We start from the raw sequence: 25158 nt of genomic DNA on the forward strand, positions 1-25158 counted from the left end.
GTGGCCCGATGAGGCATGGGCTGCGGGTGTAGGCAGCGGTAGAGATGAGACAGAGGTAGCGTCCACAGCAGTTTCCTTTTCCTTCAATGACAGAACTTCAGGAATGCGCCAGTCTTTCATAGTGTACGCATAATGTCTATAAATATATTTATAGGAATCTCCCTGCGCATTGGTACTTACCCTCCGTGGGGCCTTCCTTCACTGGATTCATCGTTCTCGAATCGAGGAAGGACCTTTGCCACTTACGCGGTCTCCGCGCGACTCTGTTCCTAGTAACGTCAGCACCTAGCAGTGCGGAATGCGCGCCAATCCAACCAATCGAACAAGGAGCATCTTTCAATGTCGCAATGGATACGCAAAATCGGTGCCGCGGCGTCTGTCTGGGGCGCGATGAGCGGGACCCTCGCCTTCGCGGAATCCGTCGTGGGCAAGAGCCCGTGGGGCCCGAACGACGAACTCGGCCGACTGAACCTCATGACCGCGAGCACCAAGGCCAAGGTGCTTTCCCGCGCGGACGGCGCGCGCGTATATGACCTGTCGGTCGAGTATTTCGTCGGCATGCCGAGTTGGCACGGTCTTGGCGACCCGCGCTACCAAATCTGGATGACTCACACGCCGCACGGCACCGTTGTCGACGATCCGATGGGTGTCGGCCACACGCAGAACAAGCAAGTGAGCTACACCGGTGCGGCAATCTCGATGTACACCCACATGGGCACGCACATTGATGCGCTCAACCATTTCGGCCTCAACGGCAAGATCTGGAACGGCTTCGAGGCCCGCGAGCACCTTGGTGACCGCGGCTGGAAAAAGACCGGCGCCGAGACGATCCCGCCGATCGTGGCCCGCGGGGTTCTGATCGACGTCGCCGCCGCCAAAGACGTCGAGATGCTCGCTGCCGGTTACCGCGTCACCCGGGCAGATCTGCAGGAGGCACTCGACAGGCAGCGCGTGAAGCTGGAAGCAGGCGATGTGGTCCTGATCCGCACCGGGCGCATGAAGCTCTATGACAAAGCTGACGCCTACATGGATTCGCCGCCGGGCATGAGCGTGGATGCCGCGCGCTTCCTCGTGGAGTCGGGTGGTGCCATGGTCGTGGGTGCCGACAACCTGAGCTTTGAAACCTTCCCGCCCGACGCCGACGACAACTATGTGCCGGTGCACACCTATTTGCTCGCGCAACAGGGCACGCCGATCATCGAACTGGTTAACCTGGAGGCGCTCGCCAAGGACCGCGTCTACGAGTTCGCGTTCATCGGTGCATCGCTCAAGCTGCGCGGCGGCGACGCCGCGCCTATGCGCCCCATCGCCATGCCACTGCGGCGCTGAGCCGCTCGCGCGTATTGCGCTCCCCCCGACGACTGATACGCTCGGCGCCATGGATCGCTATGCTGCCATGCAATACTTTTGCCGAGTCGTCGAGCAGGGCAGTCTGGCCGCGGGCGCCCGTGCTCTGAATCTCTCGAACTCGGTCGTTACGAAGGCTATCCAGTCACTGGAAGCCTGGACCGATTGCCGCCTCCTAGCACGAACGACGCGCAGCATGCAACTGACCGAAGCCGGCGAGCGCTTCTACAGTTTCTGCCAGCGAACACTGGCAGACACCGATCGCACGCTGACCGATGTTCGCTCGGTGAGCCGCGGGTTGACTGGGCGGTTGGTCGTGGCGGCGCCGGTGTCGCTCACGCTGTCGTATCTCCACGTGCATCTCCATGCGTTCCAGGCGCAATACCCGGGGATCGAACTCGAGATGCGGCTGAACGACCGGCCGGTCGACCTGGTGCGCGAAGGCATCGACGTCGCGCTGCGCGGCCAGGCGCGCCTGGAGGACTCGAGCCTGGTCGCGATGCCGCTGATGGACCTGGCACGAGTGGTGTGTGCCGCACCCGCCTATTGGGAGCGTCATGGCCGACCCGCGACACCCGTCGACCTGTCGAGCCACAACTGCCTTCAGTACCTGCTTGGAGACGATCGCGATGAATGGGTGTTCGACGGACCGAGCGGGCGAGAACGCGTGCGCGTGAGGGGCACGTTTCGCGCCGACAACAGCCTGCTGCTGATCGACGCGATGCGCCGGGGCACTGGGCTGGGCCTGATGCCATCGGTGATGGTGGAGGACGCGCTCTCCGACGGTTCGCTTCAGAGCGAACTCGACGCCTACGTCGCGCCGCCGCGGCGCCTGTTTGCGGTCTATCCGACGCGCGACCACCTGATGCTGAAGGTGCACGCGCTTGTCGCCTTCCTAAAGCAGCGGTTGCCGCCGCTCATCCCAGCAGTTCCTTCGGTAGTGCCGCCATGAATGAAGCGAAGTTGGTCGAGCCCTGGCCGGGGCTCATGTGCTCTACCATCAGTTCGGCCGCCGCCCTGGCATTGCGCTGCTGAATCGCGTCGAGGAGCTTGGCGTGCTGCTCCCATGACGACTTGAGGCGACCGAACGCAGCGAAGGCGTGGCGCCTGTAGGCGCCTGTCTGTGAACGCATCCGCAGGATTTCCTGACGCAGGTAGGGGTTTCGGGCCCCTTGGTAGAGCGCCTCATGGAAGCGCCGGTTGTGCTCCTGCCAGGCCTTGACGTCCTCTTTCTTGACCGCGGCGGCGGCGCGTTCGTGCGACTTGGCGAGGTCGAGTCGCTCTTCCGGCGTCATGCGCTCGCAGGCCAGCCGTACACACAGGCCCTCGAGTTCGGCCAGCAGTTCCCACATCGCCAGCAGCTGAGTCATGTCCATCTTCGCGACGACCATGCCGCCGCGAGGCAGGCTTTCCACCAGACCTTGGGCCTGCAACTGCAGAAGCGCCTCGCGCACAGGCGTGCGCGAGACCTCGTAGGCAGTCATCAGCTCCTGTTCATCCACCGCATCTCCCGGCAAGAGGCTGCCGTCACGGATGGACTCCTCGACCGCAAGTCGTATGCGTTCGGCGGATTTCATGGGGCGAACTCCTGTGAAACAACAATTGAACAAAACATTTTTGTGAGTTATAAATATATTTATAGCCCTCATCCATCTTTTGATTTTACCCGCTCCAGAGAGAGCGTACGGTGCCAGGAGACCGCTTTGACAGATCCCACCCTCGAGCTATGGAAGACATGGGTCGCGCTGAGCCTGCGACTGCACGGCATCGATGCCGAGCCCGAACTCCAAGTCCGTGCTGCGCGCACGCTGGCGCGACTGGCGCCCATGGCGAGCAGTCTTGCCGTCGCCACCACGCCGCAATTCGACATCCACGCCGTGGAGCAAGCACATGAGTGATGCGGGTACCCTCTCCATCGCTGCGCTGCGCGGGTCGATCGCCGCCGGCCATCGCTCGGTCGACGAAGCGCTGGATCTGCAGCGCGAGGCCTTCGAGCGCGGCGCAGCCATCCACCACTGTGTGGCCAAGCACGCGGCACCCAGCGAGCCGATTGCGCATGCGCCGCTCTCCGGCATCGCGATGGCGCACAAGGATGTATTCGACACAGGGCTGCGCACCGCGGGACAGGGGCGGCCCGAAAGCGGCAGGACTGGTACGGGAACCGGGCCTCCTTCCGCCCCGCTCGTACGTCTTGCCGAACGAGGCGCAACCTACCTCGGTGCCCTTACGATGGCTGAGTTCGCTTGCGGCGCCACTGCGGAGAACCCGCACTTTCCCGCACTGTTGAATCCCCTGGACCCGGCCGCGGCCGTCGGCGGTTCGTCGAGCGGTTCGGCGGTGGCGGTGGCAGCCGGTTTATGCCGGGCCTCGCTGGGGACGGACACCGCGGGGTCAGTGCGTATTCCCGCCTCCACCTGCGGCGTGGTCGGATTCAAGCCCGGTAGTGGCGTGATCGACGCCAGTGGCGTGTCGCAGCTGGCACCGTCGTTGGACACTGTCGGCGTGGTGGCGCGTTCGGTGACGGATGCAGCCCACGTGTTCGCAGCGCTACTGCCCGACGAGGCGCCGATGGCGCGGCGTCTCACCAGCCTGGAAGGCATCGAAGAAGATTTGTCGCGCCACCGCCGCTGGCGCGTTGCGTCGGCACTGAACCAACCCGATCTGCGCGACGACGTTGCGAGCCGGCTCGGGTCGTTCGAATCGCGCGCCACCTCGCACGCCGTGGCGTGGCACCGCGCTTCCTTGCGCGGGCTCGAAGAGCTGTCATGCCTCGCCCAAATCGTCCTGCACGTCGAGGCCGCGGCCGTGCATGCGCACAGCGTGCGTCACGCACTCGGCTTCCTGGCTCCGATTACACAGGCAATCCTTCTGCCGGGCTGGGCCATCCCGGCCGCGTGGTACCGGCACGCCTGCGAAGCACGCGCGGGCTTGCGCGATGCCTTCGTCGCCGGACACTTTGCGCAGGCCGACGTGCTGCTGTTGCCTTCGCTGTCGCGAGGCGTGCCCGATGCGCGAGCGGTGACCACCACCTCCGACGGCTTCGACCCGCGCGAACTGGTGGCGCTGCACCGTTACCACGCCTTCGTGAACTACCTGGGGCTCCCCTCGCTGTCGTTCCCGATCGGAACGGACGCGCGCGGTCGGCCGGTCTGTATCCAGGCCATCGGTGCGCCGGGCGCCGAGGCCGAGCTTCTGGCCTTCGGGCACCAGTTCGCCAAGTCGGCCGCGCCCTCCCTGTTCCCGCGGCGCACACCGTCCATCGCGCCAGAGCCCTTCCTCATTGACTTCCCACGGAGATAACCATGCCCAAGATCAACGCCTCTCCTGCCCTCGATCGCTTCCGAGTGCTCGACCTGTCCCGCGTTCGCGCAGGCCCCACATGCGTACGCATCCTTGCAGATTTCGGTGCCGACGTGATCCGCATCGAGCCCCCAGCGGGTGTCGACCCGAACGAAGCGATGTTCGCGGCCGACCGCTGGGGCGGCGACTTCCAGAACCTCAACCGCAACAAGCGATCGATGACACTGAACCTCAAGAAGCCCGAAGGGCTCGAGGCCTTCATGCGGCTGGTGGAAACGGCCGACGTGGTGGTGGAAAACTGGCGCCCCGACGTCAAGGCGCGGCTCGGCATCGACTACGAGGCGCTACGTGCAGTCAACCCGCGGATCATTCTCGCGAGCATCTCGGGTTTTGGCCAAGACGGCCCCTATGCTTGGCGCCCGGGCTTCGACCAGATCATCCAAGGCATGGGCGGGCTGATGTCGGTTACAGGTTTCCCGGCACAGGGCCCTGTGCGCGCCGGCCTCGCTGTGGCCGATTCGGGCACCGGCGTCTATGCGGCGGCCGGCATCCTGATCGCCCTCCTAGAGCGTGAGCGTTCCGGCCAGGGGCAATGGGTGCACGGCTCCCTGCTGCACACGCAGGTCGCGCTCATGGACTTCCAGGCCGCGCGCTACCTCAACGACGGCGATGTGCCCGCCCAGGCGGGCAATGACCATCCAACAAGCAGCCCGATGGGCCTCTTCCAGGCGCGCGACGCCGTGTTCAATCTGGGCGCGTCGGGCGAAGGCAACTGGGTGCGGCTGTGCGAATGCTTGCAGCTGCCGCACCTGAGGGACGTACCCGAGTTTGCCACCGAGAAGCTGCGCGTCGAGCATCGGCTTGCACTCAACGACGCCCTGGCCGAGGTCTTCAAGACCCGGACGGTCGAGCACTGGGTGGAACTGCTGAACCGGGCCGGCGTGCCCGCCGGTCCGGTCTATTCGATCCCGCAGGTCTTTGAGGATGCCCAGGTGACCCACCTCGGCATCGCGCAGGATGTGCAGGCGGGCAACGGCCGGCGCTACCGGCTGGTGTCGCAGCCGATCACCCTTGCGCGCACGCCGGCGCGCATCGCACACGCGGCCCCTGCCTGGGGCGAGCACACGACCGAGATGCTGACCGAGATCGGCTACACGCCATCGGCCATTGAACGGCTTCAAGCGAAGGCCGCGATATGAGCGAGGGACACATCCGAATCGAGACCGCGGCGGGGGTGGGAACCCTCGTGATCAGCCATGCGCACAAACAAAATGCGATGACCCTGGCTATGTGGAAGCAGCTCGCCACAGCGGTGCAGACGCTGGCTAGTGACCGCGCCGTGCGCGTGCTCGTGCTCACCGGAGAAGGCAATGCCTCCTTCGTCTCGGGCGCCGATATCAGCGAGTTCGCGCAGCAGCGCAGCGGCGCCGACGCCGTGGCGACCTACGACCATGCGGTGGCGACCGCCCAGCGCGTGCTGGCCGAGTGCGCCAAGCCGACCGTAGCACGCATTCAGGGCATCTGCATGGGTGGCGGGATAGGCATCGCCCTCGCATGCGACCTTCGCTTCGCCTCGTCGAATGCTCGGTTTCGCATGCCGGCCGCACGCATCGGTCTGGGCTACGCGTTCGAGGGCATGCTGCGGCTGGTGAGGCTGCTGGGCGCACCGGCCACCTTCGATCTGTTCTACACGGCACGCAGCTTCGAGGCGCCTGAGGCGATGCGCCTTGGCCTGGTCAACGACAGCATCAATGCCGAGGCCTTCGACGCCGAAGTGGCATCACGCGTGGCGCTGATCTCCCAGAATGCACCGCTGGCCTTGCGGGCCGCAAAGGCCGCGATTCTCGCTACGCTGGAGCCTCCGACGGCCCAGGCCCGAGAGGTGGTCGATGCGATGGTGCGCCAGTGTTTCGCCAGCCGGGACTATGCCGAGGGGCAGGCCGCGTTTGCCGAACGGCGCGCGCCGCATTTCGAAGGGAATTGAACCGATGATCGCCCCCATGGGAGAGAACCTGTCATGAGCAATCCACGCGTCCCCTTTCAAATCTCGTCCGAGCGCCCGCCATTGATGCCGCTGGACGGTGGCCACATCCTCGCGCATATCGTCGTGAATGTGGAACACTGGCCTTTCGACCGCCCGATGCCGCGCACGCTCCTGACGCCGCCGCACGGCAAGGAGACGGTGCCCGACGTGCCGAACTTCAGCTGGGCGGAATACGGCCTGCGCTGCGGGCTGCCACGCATGATCGAGGCGCTGCGCAGCCGCGAATTGCGCGCCTCCGCCAGCCTCAACGCATCGGTGATCGACTCTCACCCGAGTGCCGCGCAGGCCATTCTGGAGGCCGGCTGGGAATTCATCGGACACGGGGTACAGCAGCAGTCGCTGGCGCAGCTCGACGGACACGCTCAGGCCGAGGCGATCGTGAAGTCGCTTGACCGCATCACCGCCTTCGCTGGCGTTCGCCCGCGCGGCTGGCTCTCGCCCGGCCTGCGCGAGGCGGCGGACACGCCCGACATTCTCGCAGCCGCCGGCATCGACTACGTGCTCGATTGGTGCCTGGACGACTTGCCGTGCTGGATGCTTACTGCGCACTATCCGCTTTTGGCTCAGCCCTACATGCTGGAACTCAACGATTCAGTGATCTATGCGGTGGAGAAGCACTCGTCGCCCGAGATGAAGCTCCGACTCGAGAGAACCCTAGACGTCTTTGCGCGCGAATCCGCCCGCCTTGGCCTGCCCCGGGTGCTGGCAATAGGGCTGCATCCGCACCTGATGGGCGTTCCACACCGCTTCGGCGATTTCGAAGCCATGCTCGACCTGCTGCTCGCGCACCCGATGGTGCGCGTGGTGACGGGTTCATCCATCCATGACTGGTACGCCGCACAGGTTCCGGCGCCAGCGCCGCTCATTGCCCGGCCCGACGACGCCCCCTTCTTCCCGACGACCCAATGAACGCCATCGACACCCTCATCGCACACGTCCGCTCACGCGATTTCGAATCTCTGCCATCCGAGGCGGTGACTGCGGCACGGGCCTTCATCTTCGACACGGTAGGCGTCGGCATTTCCGGCTCGCGACATCCGCGCATGCCGGCGCTGAAACAGGCCGCGCAGTCTCTGGGCGACGGCGACGCAGTCACTGTCTGGGGCAGCGGCGAGAAGCTGCCTTTCCCGTCGGCTGTGATGCTCAACGCCTACCAGGTTTTCAACCAGGAGTTCGATGCGGTACATGACATCGCTGTGGTCCATGCATTCGCCTGCATCGTACCGGCTGCGCTCGGCTATGCGGAACGCGAAGGTCGCATCTCCGGCAAGGCGTTGATCACGGCGGTGACCCTGGGGCTCGACGTGGCCATCTACGTCGCGCTGGCGCAGCGCGCGCCAATGCGGTTCTTCCGGCCCGCCATGTGCGGCGGCCTCGGCGCCACGGCCGCGCTGTGCAAGCTGGCTGGCACGGACGCCGACACGATGCACAACGCGCTCGGCCTCATGTACAGCCACCTTTCCGGCACCATGCAGGCCCATACCGAGGGCTCGCCCGCAGTCGGCCTGCAAGTGGGCCTGAACGCACGCGCGGCCGTCACCGCTTTCGAACTGGCGCGCGCGGGCTTCCCGGGACCACGCGACATCCTAGAAGGACCGTTCGGCTACTTTGCGCTCTATGACTTCGGCCAGGCGCGCTGGGCCGACGTTGCTAAGGGCGTCGGCCAGGTCTTCCAGATCACACTCATGAGCCACAAGCCATACCCAACCGGCCGTGCGACCCACGCGGGCATCGATGCGATCGTCGATCTCATGGCCGCGCACGGCTTTGGCCCGGACGACGTGGAGACAGTGCGCATACATGCCTCGTCACTGATCGCGCGGCTCGTGGGGCGGCCGGCGCAGCCGGGCATGGACTCGGCCAGCGCCAAGCTCAGCATGGGCTACGTGGTGGCGACGGCACTGCGCAAAGGTCGAGTGGGCATCGACGACTTCGACCCGGGTGCGTTGATTGACGCACGCGTCTTCGAAATGGCACGCCGGGTTGTGGTGCTGGACGACGGCAACCCGAACCCGAACGCACTGGGCCCTCAGACGGTCGAGGTGGTGCTCAAGCGGGGCGAATCGCTGCGGCTGGAAGTGCCGCACTTTCTCGGCAGCCCCGGCCGACCGCTGCCCGAGCCGGATCAGCATGCCAAATTCATGGCCTGCTGCGCCTCGGCCGAGCCGCCCATGTCGCAGTCGCAGGCCGAAGCACTGGGAGCGGCGCTGCGCCGGCTCGAAGATCTGCCTGACGTGCGCGAACTCATCGGATTGATGACGGCACCAGCCTGACGCCACGCTCGCACCGACCACCGCCTCGATGGCCTTCGCGAAGACGCCGCCTCTGTGCCAGCCCGAAGGAACATACAGCTTGCGCTCGACCAGCGCGCGCAGGCGAGGGAACAGGTCGAACCCCAACAGCTTTGCTCCGGCCATCCCGGCATGCGTAGCCGTGGGTATCCACAGTGAGCATCGACAGCCGGTGGTGCTGCTCGCGGTTGTAGTGCTCGACCCCCGCGATGGCTGCGCCGGCCCGCCGTTCGTTCAGGAAGATCGGCAGGTCGTACACGATGCCGTAGCGGTCCAGCACGTGCGTGTACAAGTCGCCTGCGTAGGTGCGCCGGCGCGGATCCACGCGGGCGTTCCACAGGTGCTCGGACGTGTCCAGCGACACCATGTCGGCCTTGTCACCCAGCCCCCACAGCGCCGCCAACGGGAAGGAGCGCTGGAAATCGGTCACGCGTTCGTTGGCCCAGCGAAGTCGCCCCGGCGCCTCCAGAGATCGCATCGCTGCCGAGGCCTGGCTGACCTTCAGGCTCGGGTTCATGGCGGCAATGCCCTTGGCGTCGATCTCCGTCCCGTGGGCGAGTAGGGCCGCGTAGCAGGCCAGCAGTCCTACCGCGCTGCCGGCTCGGTCTCCTCATGCCTCAGTTGCTCTCGACCTTGAGCCGGGCCAGCGCCGCCAGCCTGCGTAGCGCCTGGCGCGCGGCCGCCAGTTCGGGCGTCTTGCCGTTCTTCGCTTCGAGATCATCCAGGGCTTTCGAGATCAGGGCGACGTCGTCAGGCTTCGGTGCGGCGTGCGGCGCTGGAGCGAGGGCGTCATCTTCCTCGGGCAGCACCTCAACGTCAGGCGCTGCCTTCTGCTCCTGGGCTCCGGGTGTGGTGTATCCGCTCTTGGACGTCTTCGTCAGCAGCGTGCCGCGCCGGAAGAATCGGAACTCGGCGCCCAGGGGAAGCTCGGAGAAGTTCACCGCCGGTCCTCCTTTTATGGACACTTGTAGGCATCCCCTTGAGCAAGGGGCAGACTGAAGCCTCGTTCGACAGCCAGGAGCGTAAGGACGTATGCATTGCCCCCCAGTCGCGCAGTCTCATTGCGAATCTTGGCGAGCATGTCGCGTTTGGCCTCGGGAAGACTGGAATAGACGAAGCTACCCGAGACTTCCATTGCGCCCAAGAACTTGCATGGGCTGTTCGCCTCTGGTTGTATCTGACGAACCTGTGTAGCTTCTGGGGCCAGGGGCGTCGCGCAGGCGACGAGCAGGTTGATCAGCACCAGCAGGGCAATGGCTTTCATGGGCCACATCCTGCCACTGTTGGCCGCGCCCCTTGCCGTCCCGCAAATCTCCTCCATCCAGGAGCGGCGCAACCCGGGCGCTGGCGCCGCTTGCGAGCGGATCTCCGACCGACTACAGCCTGCCGACAAACAGGGGCCAAGCAGGAAAGTGACAAGCCGCGCTGAAGGTCGCCTCTGGGGAATCGCGAATGTCTCAGATGGGCCGCAAGCAGAAATCAAGATCGCAAGATTCGACGCCCCATAGCCGCCCTCCGGTTCGTCGGATGAGTCGCCGGAAACCTGCCACTCGCACCGTCGAGTTGCGAACCCCAATCCAATCCGCAAGCTCCGTGACGAATGTGGTCGATGCGCAGACCCTGGTTCTTGCGGAACGCCAGGTTGCGGTACTCCCAACAGCTCCACTGTTTGGGCGGCTGCTTGAGCAGCCGGAACGCATCGCGCAGCCCAGGCCAACAAAACCCCGGAAGTGCGCGCGCTCGTCGGGCGTGCAGTCTGGCCGCACAAGAGCACCGGGTCGTGGACATCGCGATACGACGACGCGGTTGAAGTCGCCCGACAGCAGCAGTTTCGGATGCGCGGCAATCTCCGTTGCGAGCCAGTCCTGGCGTGCACTCGTTTAATCGACTGCTTCCCCTTGCGGTAGAACGCAGGCGCTGCTAAAGTTAGCTGAATGGATAACTATGGCGCTTCGCTGGATTCGATCTTCCATGCGCTCGCCGACCCTACGCGCCGAGCCATCGTTCAACGGCTGGGCAGGGGTCCGGCGACGGTGACCGAACTGGCGCAACCGTTTGCGATGGCGTTGCCGTCGCTAATGAAGCATGTCGGCGTGCTGGAAGAGACGGGGCTAATCCGATCGAAGAAGACCGGCCGCGTGCGGACCTGCGTGCTGGAGCGCAAGAAATTGGCCGCGGTGGAACTTTGGCTTGGAGAACAGCGAGCCGTCTGGCGGGCCCGCTACGGGAACCTGGACGAGCTCTTGGCAAAACTCAATGGAGAAGACGATGAAAATTGATCCACGTTTCGAGTTTGTTGTGGACAAGGCCCGCAACCGCATCACCGTGGAACGGGAGTTCGCGGCGAAGCAGCAACTGGTGTGGGACTGCCATACCCAACCCGAATACCTCGACCAATGGTTCGCGCCCAAGCCGCTCACGACCCGCACGAAGCACATGGAGTTCAAGGTGGGAGGCTACTGGCACTACGCCATGGTCATGCCCGACGGGCAGTCGTTCTGGAGTCGCCTCGATTACCAGTCGATCGCACCGATCGACGGCTATGTGGCGCTCGATGGTTTCTCCGACGAAACTGGCGCGATGAATCCGGAGTTGCCCCGGGCCCGCTGGGACGTGGCCTTCGCCGGCGCGCAGGATCGAACGACGGCGACGACGGTCATCCAGTACGACTCGGCGCAGGACGTTCAGAAGGTCATCGACATGGGCCTCCAGGCGGGCCTCAGCTCCACCCTCGAACGACTCGACGAACTGCTGCTGACTCTCCAGGCCTGAGCGGCGTTCCCTCACGCGCGGGCGCGCCATCCCCTCATGACAGAAAGCCTTTCCGAATGAAGCAACAGGGACGATTCAATCCCCAGTTCGACGAGTACCAGGAAGCGGCGTCGGATTTCGCGAAACCGATCATGGCGCACCTACGCAAACTGGTGCACAAGCAGTGCCCGGCGGTGATCGAGGAGATCAAATGGGGGATCCCCCATTTCGACTACAAGAGCGAGATATTGTGCATCTTCGCGGCCTACAAGAATCACTGCTCCTTCAGTTTCAGGAAGGAGTCGTTGATGAGCGATGCGCGGCTTGAGGCGAACCCCCACTTGAAGGCCGCCAAGCGCTTCATGGGCAAACTCACCTCGCTGTCCGACTTACCGTCGGATAGCGAATTGGTCGCTTTTATCCAGGAAGCGATGGCGCTGAACGACAAGGGGGTGAAACTCGCACCGCGTCAAGATGCGAAGCCTGCGGCGGCGGCCGAGATCGCCATCCCCGACGCCTTCGCGGAACAGCTGTCACGCCATGAGCCGGCGAACGAAGTCTTCCAGAGCAAGTCACCGTCGTTCCGGAAGGAGTACGTGGTCTGGATTGCCGACGCGAAGACGGACCAGACGCGCCAGAAGCGGATCGACGAGTCCCTGGAATGGATCGCCCAGGGCAAGGGCCGATTCTGGAAATACGAGAAGAAGTGAGGGACGTCGCGCGTCATCGCCGCAACGGACGCGCGGATTCCTGGCCGATGCCGTGTCGCCGGGCGCCACCATGGGGTGAACTTCCCGGAAGCGGACATTGCCGAACAGCCGCTTCTATGAGGACTTGTTTGTCAAGCGGTCGCGGCTGGGGAGCATCGGGCCCGAAGCGGACGCGATGCGCAAGGCTCGCGCCGAACTTGTCGCACCATCGTCAGATCAACTCGCAACTGACGACCACCCCGCACTCGAACAGCAGTTCCTCGATGTCGCGCAAGCTTCGGTCCCATCCGCCAGCACTTCGCACTCAAACGCCACCTGCTGCGCGCCTCGCTCTATCGCAAGCAGCTTGCCGCGCGCTTCGAATCGTGGCGTGCTTTTCACCGGCAGCGCCCAAAATCCGTCCGTCGCATATTGAACAACGATCCCCCAAACCGACTTTGCGCTTTGCCTCCGCCAACGTGACAACGCCAAGCGCACCGATTTGAACGAGAAGCGCGACAACCCCGTGAGGCGCGTCAATGCTAAGTCGACTTCAGCCGCTGGCCCTTGTCTTGCCTGCAGTTTGTGACGGCAGGAGCTGCGCCGCATGGCGCTCGACAGGGAAAGTGAGACAGTGCGGATTGCCGTCGGTATCATCGGCCTGACAATTAATTAATCAGCCAATCATGAACAGCAGGAAGAGGCAGCCCGAGGGGGACAAGACGGCGACCAAGCACAAGGGACCGGGGCGCCCGGAGGGCGCGAGCGTCGTCCGGGAGGAGATCCTCGACGCCGCTGAACAGGTGTTCGCGAACCTCGGCTATGCCGGCACCACGCTGCGCGAGGTCGCAACGCACGCCAATGTGACGCAGGCGCTGATCAGCTACTACTTCGGCTCGAAGTTCGGGCTCTTCGAGGAAGTGTTCCTGCGGCGCGGCCAGATGATCTCGCAGCAGCGCCTCGAGAACCTCGAGGCGATGTGCGCCTCGGGCAAGCCCAACGTGCGCGGCATCGTGCGCGCCTTCCTGCTGCCGACCCTGACGCTGCGCAACACGCCGCAGGGCCGGGCCTTCCTGCGGCTGCAGGCCCGGCTGCACACCGAGCCGCCCGAGATCTCGTACAAGCTGCGCACCGATGCCTATGGCGGCTCGACCAGGCGCTATGTGGAGGTGTTGCGCGAGGCGCTTCCGAAGCTGGGCGAGCTCGATGCCTACTGGCGAGTGACGCTGATGATCGGCACCTACCTCTACGCCTTCTCCGACACCCACAGGATGGAGGAGATGACGCCCAAGGGCCTCTACGACCCTGAGGACACCGAGGGGCTGATCGAGCAGGTGACGCGGTTCGTGGTCGGTGGATTCGAGGCAAAGTGACGGCAGGCTAGGCGGCGGCCGCCAGGCGTTCGCGCAGCGCATCCGAGCTCATCACGTCGCCATACTTCTGCTGGATGTCGAACAGGCTCGCATCGTGCGGCGCGATGGCGCGGTCCCCCACGCAGTCCGACAGCACGATCGGTGCGAAGCCCCAGCACATGGCATCGACCACGCTCGCGCGCACGCAGCCGCTGGTGACGCAGCCCGCCACCAGCAGGGTGCGCACGCTGCGCTGCGTGAGCCAGGGTGCGAGCGAGGTGCCGAAGAAGGCCGAAGGCACGTTCTTTCGCACCACCAATTCGCCTTCCCGAGGCGCGAGCTCGGCGACGATGGCGCTGGCCGGCGATGCTTCCTTCAGCGTCAGCATGCCGGGCACCTTCGCGCTGAAGATGTTGGCGTCGCCATTGTCGTCGGCATAGACGATGCGGCTGTGCGCCACCGGCCAGCCGCGCTCGCGCGCCAGCGCCAGCAGCGGCACCGTGCGCGCGATCGCGGGCCCGATGTTGCCACCGCCGAACACGGCCGGGTCAGCGAAGCCGTTGACGAAGTCGACGATCAGGAGCCCCAGCGGCGGCCGCACGCCCAGGCCGGCACCGAAACCCTGGCGCTCGTAGACCTGGGCCTCCTCATGCATGCGCGGCTCCTGCGGTCTCGTTCATGAGTTCTTCGACCACCTTGCCGTCGTGCACCACCTGCAGATCGTCGACGAAGACGTCGCAGCGGCGCATCGGAATGTCGATGTGGCAGGCGGTGGTGCGACTGCCGCCGGCCTCGTTGTTGGGGCCGAGCGAGAACAGGAAGTTTCCGCTGACCGCGCGCGCGTCCATGCCCAGCGTGGCCTCGCGGTCGTAGAGGCCGAGCGTCGACCAGTAGGCGCGCTTCTGAAGGCCCCAGCCGATGTGCGAGATCGCGTAGGCCTCCGGATCCGCGAAGGACTCGATGTACTCGCGCAGCAGCTCGGCCTCGGTGCCGCCCTCGATCCGGATCACGAAGCCTCCCTGCACCGTGAGTTCGATCGGCTCGCCCACGTAGGACTTCATCGGCAACAGCACGTCGCCCTTGGCAAGCACGATTCGCCCGTGCGCGCCGCCTTCGTTGGGCCAGGTGAAGGCGAAGCCGCTGGGCCAGTGGTCCCAGCGCCCCGGCTGGTCGACGAAACCGTATTCGGCGGTCACCGGGTATTCGCCCAGCGGGCAATGCAGGTCGGTGCCGCCGGGCGACCTCACGCGCATCGACTTGCGGCCCTTGAGCAGCGCCACGCCGGCCTGGACGCGGTGGTAGTCGGCCATGGTCGGCACCATGCGCAGCAGCACCTCGGGCGGCTCGACCGCTAGCAGGATCTTGGTGCCGCTGGCGAGGATCTCGTGCTGCTCGGGTGAGAACAGCAGCGTCATCAGGTCGAGCACCAGGTCGCTGGCCTTAAGCGCCGCGATGGCGGCACGGTTGCCCGTGAGCGGCGTGGTGCCGAGGTAGGCCAGCGTGTCGCGGCTCAACGATTTCTCCGCGTTGACCGGCGGCAGGTCGAGACGGCTCACGCAGGCACCCAGCATGGTGGCGGCGGTGATCGCGCAGCGCAGGGTCTGCGGATGAGTGTGGTCGCTGGTGAGCACGGTGACGGCGTCGCCGGCGCCCAGCTTCGAAAGGGTCAGGACCTGGGTCCAGGCGCGGATCAGGTCGGTGTCGCTGACAGCCATGGGTTCTCCTTGGAATGCGATCGGTGATGGGGGGAAGGTGGCATCAATCCAGCGGATGACCGAGGAAATCGCCGAAGGCGCGGTGAAAGCCCTGCTCGTTGTCCCAGGGGATCATGTGGCCGGCGCCGGCCACGCGGGCCTCGCGCAGCGAGGGCACGAGCGAGCGCATCTCGTCCACGTCCGCCTCGCGGACCACGTCGCCGCGCTCGGCGGTCATGAGCAGCAGTGGCACGTCGATGCGCGGAAGGTCCGCATGGATGTCGTCGCGCTGGAAGTCCTCGAAGCTCTGCACGATCGCGCGCTCGTCGCAGGTGTGGAGCCATTGCGCGCGCAGGCGCAGCTGCTCGTCACTCCAGGTCGGGCAGAAGTCGCGCATCTGCTCGAGCGTCATGCCCTGGCGCGCGAGCTGCATCGAATCCACGTACCAAGGCAACTTTGCGGGATAGGCGCGGCGGCCCGGGCCGGACACCGGCGGGTCGACCGCCACCAGCCGCGTGAGCCCGGCCGGGCGGCGTCCCGCGGCGCGGATGCCGATGCGCCCACCCATCGAATGGCCGACCAGCGCGTAGCGCTGCAGTCCGAGCGCCTGCGCGAACGCGATCACGTCGGAGGCCTGGGCGTCGAGCCCGTAATCAAGCGCGTCCGATGACTCGCTCAGGCCGCGGCCTCGAATGTCGAGCACGTAGGTGTCGAAGTGGCGACCGAAGCGCTCGGCGACGAAGCCCCAGGTCACGGCCGGGCTGGTGATACCGGGCAAGAGAATCACCGCGTCGCGCGTCGCGCGCTCGCCCTGCGCGCCGCCATGGCGCAGGTAGTGCTGGCGGATGCCGTTGGCATGCACCTGCGCGCCGTAGAGGAATGTGGAATCGCTCATGCCGTGATTGCCTTTTGCGATGTCGAATAGGCGCCCGAAAGAAGCGCCCCCGCGCCCGGCACCACCTGCTCCAGGCCGAGCGCGCCGAGCATGGCGTAGGTGGTGGCCACCGCGGCCGTGACCACAGGCTTGCCAGTCGCAGCCTCGACTTCCGCGATGGCCGCGAGCGATGGCATCTGCACGCAGGCCGACAACACGATCGCATCCACGTCGTCGGTCTTCATGCCGGCGACGATGGCCGGAAGCTTGCGCGGATCGTGCCGGCCCACCTCCAGGTTGTCGGGAATCTCGAGCGCGCGCCAGTCGACCACCTCGAAGCCTTCGTGCTCGATGTAGTCGATCACCATCTTCGTGAGCGGCACCATGTAGGGCGCCACCAGCGCGATTCGCCTGGCACCGATCACGCGCAGCGCATCGACCAGCGCGCCCGCGCTGGTGACCACCGGCGCACTGCCCTCGTTGCCTTCGGTGGCGGCCTGAAGGCGGGTTTCGGATTCGCGGTGGTAGCCGCGCCCCATTGCCATGATCGCCACCAGGCAGGCATAGCCGAGCACGTCGACGCGGGCATCGCTGAGTTCGAGCGCGCAGCGGTCGGACTGCGCGTCCATCGCTGCGAGTTCGTCCTTGTTGACGTGCTTCATGCGCATGCGCGCCGAGTGGAAGGTGAAGCGCTCAGGCCGGATCTGCTCGCGCAGCCGCAGCATCGCCGGAATCTCGGTCTCCATGGTGGTGTTCGAGCTCGGCACGATCTGGCCGATGCGGAAGTTCCTGTTGCTCATGTGCACTTGCTCCGGTTCAAGCCAGCGAGGCCTCGGTGTCGAAGCGCTCGATGCAGCGCGTCGCGTCGTATTCGTAGACCCACTCGGCCTTGATGCCTACCGCGTTAGGATTGCTGGCCTGCTGCTTCTGGAAGGCCAGGTCGCGCTCGCGCTGTTCCTCGGGTGTCGACAGGTGGTAGGTACGGCCGCGCTCGCGGGCCTCGAGTTGCACGCGCGCTGTGCGCGGCAGGCGTTCGGCCTCGTAGGCGCGCAGCGCGGTGTCCTGGTCGGTGCCGAAGTGCGCCAGCGCGGCGGCCAACACGTAGGCATCCTCGATCGCCATCGCCGCGCCCTGCGACAGGAAGGGCAGCATCGGGTGTGCCGCATCGCCCAGCAGCGTCACCCGGCCTTGCGACCACTGCGCCATAGGGTCGCGGTCGAACAGGCCCCACTTGAAGATCTGCGAGGTGTCGGTGCGCTCGAAGAGCCGGATGATATTCGGATGCCAGCCCGCGTAAGCGGTCAGCAGTTCCTCGCGCGTGCTGGGCTCGGTCCAGGACTCGGCCACCCAGTCGGCGCTCTCGTTGACCGCCACGATGTTGACGGCCGCGCCGCCCTTGACGTAGTAGGTCACGATGTGCGCCTTCGGGCCCATCCAGAAGGAAGCATCCGGGCTCACGAAGGGCAGCGGATGCTGCTCTACCGGTACCAGCGCGCGCCAGCACATGTGGCCGGTGAAGCGCGCATCGGTCTTGCCCCACAGCGCATCGCGCACGGGCGAGTGGATGCCGTCGGCACCGACGATCAGGTCGGCCTCGAAGCTCGACCCATCGGCGAAGTGGGCGACCGCCCCATCTTCGTCCTGCGTGACGCCGGTGCACTGCACGTTGAAACGCACACGATCGGCCGGGATGCCCTCGCACAGGATCGCGTGCAGGTCGGCGCGGTGCACGTGATGGAAACCGGCGCCGAAGAGCCGCGGGCAGGCCTCCTTCAGCGGCGTGCGGAAGAGTTCGCGCGCGTCCTCCCAGTTACGGCCCACCATCGCCTCGGGCAGGAAGCCGATGCGCTCCAGCCCTTCGCCGACGCCCAGCGCCCGCAGAACCTTGGCCGCGTTGGGCGTCATCTGCACGCCGGCGCCGATTTCGCCGAAGGCCGCTGCGCGCTCGAACAGATGGGCATCGATGCCGCGCAGGCGCAGCGCGCGCGCCAGTGCCACGCCACCGATGCCGGCACCGACGATGCCGACGCGAATTGCTCTACTCATACTCGAATCTCCTGGTTGACGATGCCGCAGCGCAGGCCGCGGCATGATAAATAAACGCTCAATTAATTAATGAATTGGCAACGAGCCCTTGGCACGGCGCAGTACGCCGCCCGCCCGCCTCAGCCGCCCAGGTAGGCGCTCAGAAGCCCCGGGTCCTCGAGCAGCCCCGCGGCATCGCGCTCGGCGACCACGCGGCCGGTCTCGAACACATAGGCGCGCGAAGCCACCGACAGCGCGTTGTGCACGTTCTGCTCGACCAGAAGTACCGTCACGCCGTGCTGGTTGATCTCCCGCACGAACTCGAACACCTCTTCGGCCATGCGCGGGCTCAGGCCCAGGCTGGGCTCGTCGAGCAGCAGCAGCCGCGGCTCGGACATCAACGCCCGGCCGATCGCCAGCATCTGCTGCTCGCCGCCGCTCAGGGTGCCGGCCAACTGGCGATGCCGCTCTTTGAGCCGCGGAAATCGGTGGTAGACCACGCCGACGCGCTTTTCGACCTCGGCCTTCTCCTTGCACAGGTAGGCGCCAAGCGTGAGGTTCTCGTACACGCTCATCGCCGGCCACACGTGCCGCTCTTCTGGCGACTGCGCGATGCCCAGTCCGACGATGCGGTCGGCCGCCATGCCGCCGATGGCCCGGCCGTCGAACAGGATGGCGCCCCGCGTCGGCCGCAGCAGGCCGGAGATCGCGCGCAGCGTGGTGCTCTTGCCCGCGCCGTTGGCGCCGATCAGCGCGACCACCTCGCCGGCACGCACCGTCATGTTGACGCCGTGCAGCGCGGCGGTCTTGCCGTAGCTCACGTGCAGGTCGTTGAGTTCGAGCAGTTTGCTCATGATTTCTTCCCCCCGCCCAGATAGGCCTCGATGACGCGCAGATCGCCCTGCACCTGCGCCGGCGTGCCCTCGGCGAGCTTCTCGCCGAAGTGCATCACGACCACGCGGTCCGAGACGCTCATGACCAAGCCCATGTTGTGCTCGACGATCAATATCGACTTCACGAAGCGACCGCGCAGTTGCTTCAGGATCTCACCGAACTTCTTCGCCTCCTGGCTGTTGAGACCGGCGGCGGGCTCGTCGAGCATCAGGATCTCGGGCTTGGCCGACAACGCCAGCGCCACCTCGAGCAAGCGCAGTTCACCGCACGAGAGCATGTAGGCCGGCACGTCCATGCGCTCTGCAAGGCCCATCGTGTGCACGATCTGCTCGGCACTCTCGCGCACCGCGCGTTCGGTCGCGCGCACCTTCGATGTCGGGAAGAAGGTGCTCCAAAGCGACTGCTTCGCTTCCAGGTAGTGCCCGGTCAGCACGTTCTCGAACACGGTCAGCGACTTGAGGATGTTGGTCTTCTGGAAACTGCGCACGATGCCGCGCCGCGCCATGCGGAAGGGCTTCTCACCGGTCACCTCCTGGCCGCTGTAGCGCACGCTGCCGCCGGTCGGCGTGTAGAAGCCCGTGATGAGGTTGAAGCAGGTGGTCTTGCCCGCGCCGTTGGGCCCGATCAGCCCCACGATCTCGCCGGCATGAACGTCGAAGCTGATGTCCTTGACGGCCTTGATGCCGCCGAAGGACTTGCTGAGTGCGCGCACTTCGAGCGAGCCTCCGTTGGCGGCCAGTGTTGCGGCGCTCATGCGGGCCTCCCTGCCGTGCGTTGCGCCGGCGCGGCGTGCGCTGCGGCCTCCTTCGTGCGGGTCTCACGGCGCTGCGTGATGAAGCCCATGAGTCCGCGCGGCAGGAACAGCACGATCGCGATCACGGCCAAGCCGAACAGCGACAGCCGCAGTTCCTTCGCCTCGCGCAGGTACTCCTCGAGAAAGGTCACCAGCAGCGCCCCGATCAGGGGCCCCACCAGAGTGCCCTTGCCGCCGATCAGCACCATGATGATCATGCTCACCATGAAGGCGAAGCGGAACACCTCGGGTCCGACGAAGGAGATGTAGTGCGCGTAGAAGCCGCCCGCCATGCCCGAAAGGAAGGCGCCGAGCACCAGCGCCAGCATCGAGTAGGTCAGCGGGCGGATGCCGATCGACTGCGCGACGTAGCGGTTCTCGCGCACGGCGACCGCAGCCCGGCCGGCGTTCGAGTTCACGAAGCGGAACGACAGGTACAGCGCCAGTGCCAGCAGCAGCCACGCCACCATGTAGTAGAACTGCTTCGCGCCGAGGTTGCCGGCGTCGGCCAGCAGCGCGGGCTGCGGCACGCCGGCAATGCCCATCGGTCCGTTGGTCAGCGCGATCCAGTTGTCGGCCACCAGGCGAAGCACCTCGGAGAACGACAGAGTCACGATCACGAAGAACGGCCCCTGCAGCCGCAGCGTGATGCCGCCGATGATGACGCCCATGACCGCGGCGAGCAGCCCGGCCACGGGGATGGTGGCCCAGATCGGCCAGCCGTAGGTGGTCGACAGGATGGCGGCGGCATAGGCGCCCGTGCCCAGAAAGGCGGTATGGCCGAGCGAGAACTCGCCGACGTAGCCGACCACCAGGTTGAGGCTGGTGGCCAGCACCGCATAGAACAGCACCATGATCGCGATGTGCAGCACGTACTGGTCGCGCACCAGCAGCGGCACCAGCGCGGCCAGCGCCATCAATGCCAGGAGGCAACGTTTTTCGAATCTCATGCGCGCTCCGCACGTTTGGCAAACAGGCCGTAAGGCCGAAAGACCAGCGTCAGGATCACCAGCACGAAGCCGATGATGTCGACCCAGCCGGTCGCGACGTAGCCGCCCCACAATGCCTCCGAGACGCCGAGCAGCAGGCCCCCCGCGATGGCGCCGGGGAAGCTCCCCATGCCGCCGAGGATCACGACCACGAAGGCCTTCATGCTCACCAGCCCGCCCACCGACACTTGCGCCGAATAGATCGAGCCGAGCAGCATGCCGGCCAGCGAGGCGATCACGGTGCCCATTGCGAAGGTGCTGGCGTAGACGTTGGCGGTGCGGATGCCGACCAGCCGGGCCGCCATCGGGTCCTGGAAGGTGGCGCGCATCGAGCGGCCGAGCCGGGTCTTCTGGATCGTCAGGTAGGCGGCCAGGATCAGCAGCGCGCAGACCGCGACCGCGAACAACCGCAGCTTGGTCAGCACGATCGGACCGAGAAACACCGGGCCCGCGGAGATCGGTGCCTCGACCTTGAGCGGCGCCGTGCCGACCATCAGCAGCGCCGTGTTGGCGAGGAAGATCGACAGCCCGATGGTCAGAAGGATGCCGGGCTCCTCGCCCTGGTCGCGGATGCGCTCGATCAGGAAGCGGTCAATCAACCAGCCGAAGGCGCCCATCACGACGGCAACCAGCAGCAGGCCCGTGAAGAAGTCGAGCCCGAGCCGCGTCGTGGCCCACCAGCCCATGATGCCGCCGAGCATGTAGAGCTCGCCATGGGCGAAATTGACGACCCGCATCAGGCCAAGGATCAGGGTCAGTCCAAGCGCCGACAGGGCGTAGAACGAACCCGTGACCAAGCCGTTGACGAGGTACTGTGGCAACAGTTCCATGTTGGGTTTCCTTGTGCCGCTATGCGTTGCGCGAGCGTCTGCCGCTCATGGCTTCTCGGTCGCGGCTTCGGCGACCACGCGCGGTTCCTTGTTGGCGATCTGCACCAACACGACGTCGAAGCCGTAGCCCTCGCCCTTCTCGGTGAAGCGGAAGCGGCCGTTGGGTGCCGTGTAGTCGGTCTTGCGCAGTGCATCGCGCACCGCTTCGGGCTCTGCCTTGCCCGCGCGCGCGATGGCTTCCATCATGATGTTCATCGCGTTGTAGCCGGCGGCGCCGTACTTGCCGGGCTTCTCCTTGTAGCTGGCGGCGTAGCGCTCGACGAAGGCCTTGTTGGCTTCGCCCGGCAGGCTCGACGCGTAGGGCACTGCGGCGTAGATGCCTTCGGACGCGTCGCCGGTCAGCCCGACGAAGTCGGCCGTGGCCCAGGAGCCAACGCCGAAGATCTTGGTCTTGAGGCCGAACTCCTTGAACTGCTTGACGAGGATGGCGCCGTCCTGCGTCTCAGCGGCAACGAAGACGCCGTCGGCATTGCTCGCGCGCAGCTTGGTCAGGAGCGTGTAGAAATCGGTCGCGCCATGGTCGAAGTACTCCTTCATCACGGTCTTGACGCCAAGCGCGCTCAGGTCCTTCGAGAAATCTTCGACGCCGCCGCGACCCCAGTCGTCGTTGACGCCGATGTAGGCGACGGTCTTGAGTTGCAGCTTCTCGGCCAGGATCTTGCTGAAAGTCCTCGACATCAGGCGGTCGGTCTCGGCCGAGCGGAAGAAGTACTGCATGCCCTTCTCGGTCAGGTCGGCCTTGGAAGACACGCCGGTCAACAGCGGCACCTTGTACTTCTCGGCCACCGGCATCACGGCGGCGGTCGCCGAGCTACAGAAGGCGCCGGCCAGCGCCACCACCTTGTCGCGCTGGATCAGCTTCTCGGCGGCGTTGACCGAGTTCGCCGGACGGCACTGGCCGTCTTCGATCACCAATTCGATCTTGCGGCCGAGCACGCCGCCGGCCGCGTTGCGGCGCTCGACCGCCAGCTTGGCGCCGCTCACGAAGGCCTGGCCGTTGTAGGCCACCGAGCCGGTCAATGGCTCGATGACCCCGACCTTGATGGTTTCCTGGGCCGTTGCGGCGGACCCCAGGCCGAGTGCCAGGCTGGCTACGCAGGCTGACTTGAAGAACTTGAACATCGACGATCTCCTTCGAAGAAATGAAGTGATGGCGCCGCCGGCCGTGCCGTCGGCGAAGACGTAATTAAACGATCAATTAATTTGTGGGCGGAGAGTAGCATCGGTTGGGATGCACCATTTCAGGGTTACTACGGAGTCCGCCAATTAATTAAACGACTAGCAAGCAAACTTGATGCCAGCCGAGGGCTTTGTCTGTTTGGCGATGGTTGCAACGCTGGCAAAGAGTGCATCTCACAGCGCCTGACGCTCGGCATCGGGAGGAGACCGGATTCAGCAGACCAATGCCTGCGCCCTTGCATTGGACCCAGTCTGGCCACAGGCACGCCGCGCGTCTACCAAAGGAGTTTCGGTTGACGGCTGCGCAGGATCTACCGTTGCCTCGCCGCCGCCGCGGCAGGACGGTTCGTCCTCCGCCCAGATCTATGGCGCGGGGCAGGGCGGGGAACGGCGCCGTCGAACTCCAGCCCGGCATTCCGAGCGCGGGCGTTTGTTGGGTTATCTAGTCGTTTATTGACAAATGACTAACTATTGCAACATACTCCCAGCATGACATCTGGCTCCAACCTCACGGTCGAACAAGCCGTCCTCGTCCTCGCAGAAAGACAGCCGCTGCTTCGCGCGCGGGATCTGGTCGGGCAGAGTCTGCCTACGGTGGCGCTTACCAGACTGGTCGCGGCAGGCAAGCTCGAGCGCGTCGCCCGCGGCGTCTACAGCCTGCCAGGGCGGGCACTCAGCGAGCACCGATCACTGGCTGAAGTGGCGCTACGCGTGCCGCGCGGTGTCGTGTGCCTGCTATCTGCGCTGCGCGTCCACGGAATCGGTACACAGGCGCCGTTCGAAGTCTGGGTGGCAATTCCTCGCCACTCCCCCACTCCCCGCCTGGACCAACCATCGCTGCACGTAGTGCGCATGTCAGGGCCCGCGTTGACCGAAGGAATCGAGCCGGTCGTGATCGATGGCGTGAAGGTACCCGTGTTCAATGCAGCCAAGACGGTGGCCGACTGTTTCAAGTATCGCAACAAGATCGGCCTCGATGTGGCTCTGGAAGCGCTGCGCGATGGATGGTCGAAACGCAAGCTGTCGATGGATGCGGTATGGCACTACGCCACAGTGGATCGCGTAGCCAATGTGATGCGCCCCTATCTTGAAAGCGTCACGGCATGAGCCGCAACCTGGCTGCATCCATCCGAGCACGCTTGAAGCAGCGCGCCGATGCAACGAAACAGGATTTCAATCTGATCCTCACCCACTACGGGCTTGAAAGGCTACTGTACCGACTGTCAATCTCGCCGCATGCCGCGAACTACCTGCTTAAGGGCGCCCTGCTGTTTTCTCTTTGGTACGACCAGCCGCATCGGCCGACGCGTGATGTCGACCTGCTCGGATTCGGACCGGACGACGTCGACACCGCAGTTTCGGCTTTTCGCGCGATCTGCCAGATCGCGGCGGAGGATGGCGTTGCGTTCGACCCAGCCTCCGTCAAGGCTTCCGCCATCCGCAAGGACGCGGGCTACGGCGGCGTGCGGATCGACCTACTGGCGAAGCTGGATGGTGCGCGCATCGCATTGCAGGTAGACATCGGTTTCGGCGATGCAGTTACCCCAGCGCCGGAATCGGTGAACTACCCGGTCCTGCTCGAGGACCTGCCCGCCCCCCGACTGCGCGCCTATCCGAAGTACACCGTGGTGGCGGAGAAGTTCCACGCGATTTGCTTGCTGGGCATGGCCAACACCCGAATGAAGGACTATTTTGATCTCTGGGTTCTGCTGACCGAAGGCGCTTTGGATCCCGACGAACTGCGCCGCGCGGTCGAGGCCACGTTCGCGCGGCGCAAACTCGCAATGCCGGCCACTTTACCGTCTGGCCTGAGCGGTGCATTCGCACGGGATGCGACGAAGCAAACCCAGTGGGCCGCGTTCCTGAAGAAGAACCGACTGGATGTCATGGACCTGCCCGAGGTCATCGCGCTGTTGCGCAGCGAGTTCCAGAAACTCGGGTCCACGTGAACCGCCCAATCCAGAGAAGCCACAATACGCTGCACCGTGCTCCTCGTCGTCGCATGAAGACAAGCTCACGTGGCAAAGAAGAAAGCGAATCCATCGT

General features: G+C 65.4%; 27 protein-coding genes and 2 pseudogenes. 15 read left to right on the top strand and 14 right to left on the bottom strand.

Annotated features, from left to right (window positions below; translation table 11 throughout):
• The first annotated feature begins 390 nt into the window (after positions 1–390).
• Both AB4Z46_RS28285 and AB4Z46_RS28290 read left to right on the top strand, forming a co-directional pair.
• The gene (locus AB4Z46_RS28285; RefSeq protein ID WP_442286920.1) at positions 391–1329 is read left to right on the top strand and encodes a cyclase family protein; all 939 of its coding nucleotides are present in this window, start codon (positions 391–393) and stop codon (positions 1327–1329) included.
• Between the two features lie 49 nt (positions 1330–1378).
• A complete protein-coding gene (locus tag AB4Z46_RS28290) occupies positions 1379–2299 on the top strand; it encodes a LysR family transcriptional regulator (protein WP_442286876.1) in 921 nt (306 codons plus the stop codon).
• Here the strand turns inward: AB4Z46_RS28290 and AB4Z46_RS28295 are convergent.
• Positions 2265–2924 carry a GntR family transcriptional regulator gene (locus AB4Z46_RS28295; protein WP_442286877.1) on the bottom strand — a complete coding sequence of 220 codons (660 nt, stop codon included), beginning with the start codon at positions 2922–2924 and terminating at the stop codon, positions 2265–2267. The two genes, AB4Z46_RS28290 and AB4Z46_RS28295, sit on opposite strands and share 35 nt — an antisense overlap.
• Before the next feature lie 126 nt (positions 2925–3050).
• Here AB4Z46_RS28295 and AB4Z46_RS28300 point away from each other — a divergent pair, with 126 nt between their 5' ends.
• The 6 genes from AB4Z46_RS28300 to AB4Z46_RS28325 are packed head-to-tail and all read left to right on the top strand — an operon-like array spanning position 3051 to position 8964.
• The gene (locus tag AB4Z46_RS28300; RefSeq protein ID WP_442286878.1) at positions 3051–3245 is read left to right on the top strand and encodes a hypothetical protein; all 195 of its coding nucleotides are present in this window, start codon (positions 3051–3053) and stop codon (positions 3243–3245) included.
• Positions 3238–4647, top strand: a complete 1410-nt coding sequence (locus AB4Z46_RS28305; RefSeq protein ID WP_442286879.1) for an amidase — start codon at positions 3238–3240, stop codon at positions 4645–4647. Before AB4Z46_RS28300 ends, AB4Z46_RS28305 begins: the two co-directional genes overlap by 8 nt.
• Positions 4648–4649: 2 nt before the next feature.
• The gene (locus AB4Z46_RS28310) at positions 4650–5846 is read left to right on the top strand and encodes a CaiB/BaiF CoA transferase family protein (RefSeq protein WP_442286880.1); all 1197 of its coding nucleotides are present in this window, start codon (positions 4650–4652) and stop codon (positions 5844–5846) included.
• Positions 5843–6631, top strand: coding sequence for an enoyl-CoA hydratase (locus AB4Z46_RS28315; protein WP_442286881.1), 789 nt, complete (start codon positions 5843–5845; stop codon positions 6629–6631). The genes AB4Z46_RS28310 and AB4Z46_RS28315 overlap by 4 nt, the downstream gene beginning before the upstream one ends.
• Positions 6632–6664: 33 nt before the next feature.
• The gene (locus AB4Z46_RS28320) at positions 6665–7600 is read left to right on the top strand and encodes a polysaccharide deacetylase family protein (protein WP_442286882.1); all 936 of its coding nucleotides are present in this window, start codon (positions 6665–6667) and stop codon (positions 7598–7600) included.
• On the top strand, positions 7597–8964 hold the full coding sequence (locus AB4Z46_RS28325) for an MmgE/PrpD family protein (protein WP_442286883.1): 1368 nt from the start codon (positions 7597–7599) through the stop codon (positions 8962–8964). Before AB4Z46_RS28320 ends, AB4Z46_RS28325 begins: the two co-directional genes overlap by 4 nt.
• Before the next feature lie 63 nt (positions 8965–9027).
• Here the strand turns inward: AB4Z46_RS28325 and AB4Z46_RS28330 are convergent.
• From AB4Z46_RS28330 to AB4Z46_RS28340, 3 genes and pseudogenes are all read right to left on the bottom strand, one after another.
• Positions 9028–9592, bottom strand: a pseudogene (locus tag AB4Z46_RS28330) (Tn3 family transposase); the annotation flags it as partial.
• 7 nt (positions 9593–9599) lie between these two features.
• On the bottom strand, positions 9600–9923 hold the full coding sequence (locus AB4Z46_RS28335) for a hypothetical protein (protein WP_442286884.1): 324 nt from the start codon (positions 9921–9923) through the stop codon (positions 9600–9602).
• A 14-nt stretch (positions 9924–9937) separates the two neighbouring features.
• On the bottom strand, positions 9938–10246 hold the full coding sequence (locus AB4Z46_RS28340) for a DUF4156 domain-containing protein (protein WP_442286885.1): 309 nt from the start codon (positions 10244–10246) through the stop codon (positions 9938–9940).
• Positions 10247–10916: 670 nt separating this feature from the next.
• Between AB4Z46_RS28340 and AB4Z46_RS28345 the strand changes: the two genes are divergently transcribed.
• From AB4Z46_RS28345 to AB4Z46_RS28365, 5 genes and pseudogenes are all read left to right on the top strand, one after another.
• Positions 10917–11261, top strand: coding sequence for an ArsR/SmtB family transcription factor (locus AB4Z46_RS28345; protein ID WP_442286886.1), 345 nt, complete (start codon positions 10917–10919; stop codon positions 11259–11261).
• Positions 11251–11754, top strand: a complete 504-nt coding sequence (locus AB4Z46_RS28350) for an SRPBCC family protein (RefSeq protein ID WP_442286887.1) — start codon at positions 11251–11253, stop codon at positions 11752–11754. Before AB4Z46_RS28345 ends, AB4Z46_RS28350 begins: the two co-directional genes overlap by 11 nt.
• Positions 11755–11810: 56 nt before the next feature.
• Positions 11811–12443 (top strand): YdeI/OmpD-associated family protein, encoded by a 633-nt coding sequence (locus tag AB4Z46_RS28355; protein ID WP_442286888.1) that lies wholly within the window; start codon positions 11811–11813, stop codon positions 12441–12443.
• A 270-nt stretch (positions 12444–12713) separates the two neighbouring features.
• Positions 12714–12858, top strand: a pseudogene (locus tag AB4Z46_RS28360) (IS6 family transposase); the annotation flags it as partial.
• A 250-nt stretch (positions 12859–13108) separates the two neighbouring features.
• Positions 13109–13795: a TetR/AcrR family transcriptional regulator gene (locus AB4Z46_RS28365; RefSeq protein WP_442286889.1), complete on the top strand. Its 687-nt coding sequence runs from the start codon at positions 13109–13111 to the stop codon at positions 13793–13795.
• Positions 13796–13802: 7 nt separating this feature from the next.
• On the opposite strand, the gene AB4Z46_RS28370 is transcribed toward AB4Z46_RS28365, so the two are convergent.
• The 10 genes from AB4Z46_RS28370 to AB4Z46_RS28415 form a co-directional block, all read right to left on the bottom strand.
• Positions 13803–14429: an isochorismatase family protein gene (locus tag AB4Z46_RS28370; RefSeq protein ID WP_442286890.1), complete on the bottom strand. Its 627-nt coding sequence runs from the start codon at positions 14427–14429 to the stop codon at positions 13803–13805.
• A complete protein-coding gene (locus AB4Z46_RS28375) occupies positions 14422–15489 on the bottom strand; it encodes a 2,5-dihydroxypyridine 5,6-dioxygenase (RefSeq protein ID WP_442286891.1) in 1068 nt (355 codons plus the stop codon). The genes AB4Z46_RS28370 and AB4Z46_RS28375 overlap by 8 nt, the downstream gene beginning before the upstream one ends.
• Before the next feature lie 43 nt (positions 15490–15532).
• Entirely contained in the window at positions 15533–16363 is an 831-nt protein-coding gene (locus AB4Z46_RS28380; RefSeq protein WP_442286892.1) for an alpha/beta fold hydrolase, read from the bottom strand.
• Complete coding sequence (locus AB4Z46_RS28385) at positions 16360–17142, bottom strand: maleate cis-trans isomerase family protein (RefSeq protein ID WP_442286893.1); 783 nt, start codon at positions 17140–17142, stop codon at positions 16360–16362. Before AB4Z46_RS28385 ends, AB4Z46_RS28380 begins: the two co-directional genes overlap by 4 nt.
• Positions 17143–17158: 16 nt before the next feature.
• A complete protein-coding gene (locus AB4Z46_RS28390; RefSeq protein ID WP_442286894.1) occupies positions 17159–18388 on the bottom strand; it encodes an FAD-dependent monooxygenase in 1230 nt (409 codons plus the stop codon).
• 119 nt (positions 18389–18507) lie between these two features.
• Complete coding sequence (locus AB4Z46_RS28395; RefSeq protein ID WP_442286895.1) at positions 18508–19221, bottom strand: ABC transporter ATP-binding protein; 714 nt, start codon at positions 19219–19221, stop codon at positions 18508–18510.
• Positions 19218–20015 carry an ABC transporter ATP-binding protein gene (locus AB4Z46_RS28400; RefSeq protein ID WP_442286896.1) on the bottom strand — a complete coding sequence of 266 codons (798 nt, stop codon included), beginning with the start codon at positions 20013–20015 and terminating at the stop codon, positions 19218–19220. Before AB4Z46_RS28400 ends, AB4Z46_RS28395 begins: the two co-directional genes overlap by 4 nt.
• On the bottom strand, positions 20012–21004 hold the full coding sequence (locus AB4Z46_RS28405; RefSeq protein WP_442286897.1) for a branched-chain amino acid ABC transporter permease: 993 nt from the start codon (positions 21002–21004) through the stop codon (positions 20012–20014). Before AB4Z46_RS28405 ends, AB4Z46_RS28400 begins: the two co-directional genes overlap by 4 nt.
• Entirely contained in the window at positions 21001–21873 is an 873-nt protein-coding gene (locus AB4Z46_RS28410) for a branched-chain amino acid ABC transporter permease (protein ID WP_442286898.1), read from the bottom strand. The genes AB4Z46_RS28405 and AB4Z46_RS28410 overlap by 4 nt, the downstream gene beginning before the upstream one ends.
• Before the next feature lie 45 nt (positions 21874–21918).
• Positions 21919–23055 (bottom strand): ABC transporter substrate-binding protein, encoded by a 1137-nt coding sequence (locus AB4Z46_RS28415; RefSeq protein WP_442286899.1) that lies wholly within the window; start codon positions 23053–23055, stop codon positions 21919–21921.
• 546 nt (positions 23056–23601) lie between these two features.
• On the opposite strand from AB4Z46_RS28415, the gene AB4Z46_RS28420 reads away from it, so the two are divergent.
• Together AB4Z46_RS28420 and AB4Z46_RS28425 are read left to right on the top strand one after the other, a co-directional pair.
• The gene (locus AB4Z46_RS28420) at positions 23602–24219 is read left to right on the top strand and encodes a type IV toxin-antitoxin system AbiEi family antitoxin domain-containing protein (RefSeq protein WP_442286900.1); all 618 of its coding nucleotides are present in this window, start codon (positions 23602–23604) and stop codon (positions 24217–24219) included.
• Positions 24216–25061 (top strand): nucleotidyl transferase AbiEii/AbiGii toxin family protein, encoded by an 846-nt coding sequence (locus tag AB4Z46_RS28425; RefSeq protein ID WP_442286901.1) that lies wholly within the window; start codon positions 24216–24218, stop codon positions 25059–25061. Before AB4Z46_RS28420 ends, AB4Z46_RS28425 begins: the two co-directional genes overlap by 4 nt.
• Positions 25062–25158 lie beyond the last annotated feature (97 nt).

The organism is Variovorax sp. M-6, from assembly GCF_052114385.1.
Classification (GTDB): domain Bacteria; phylum Pseudomonadota; class Gammaproteobacteria; order Burkholderiales; family Burkholderiaceae_C; genus Variovorax.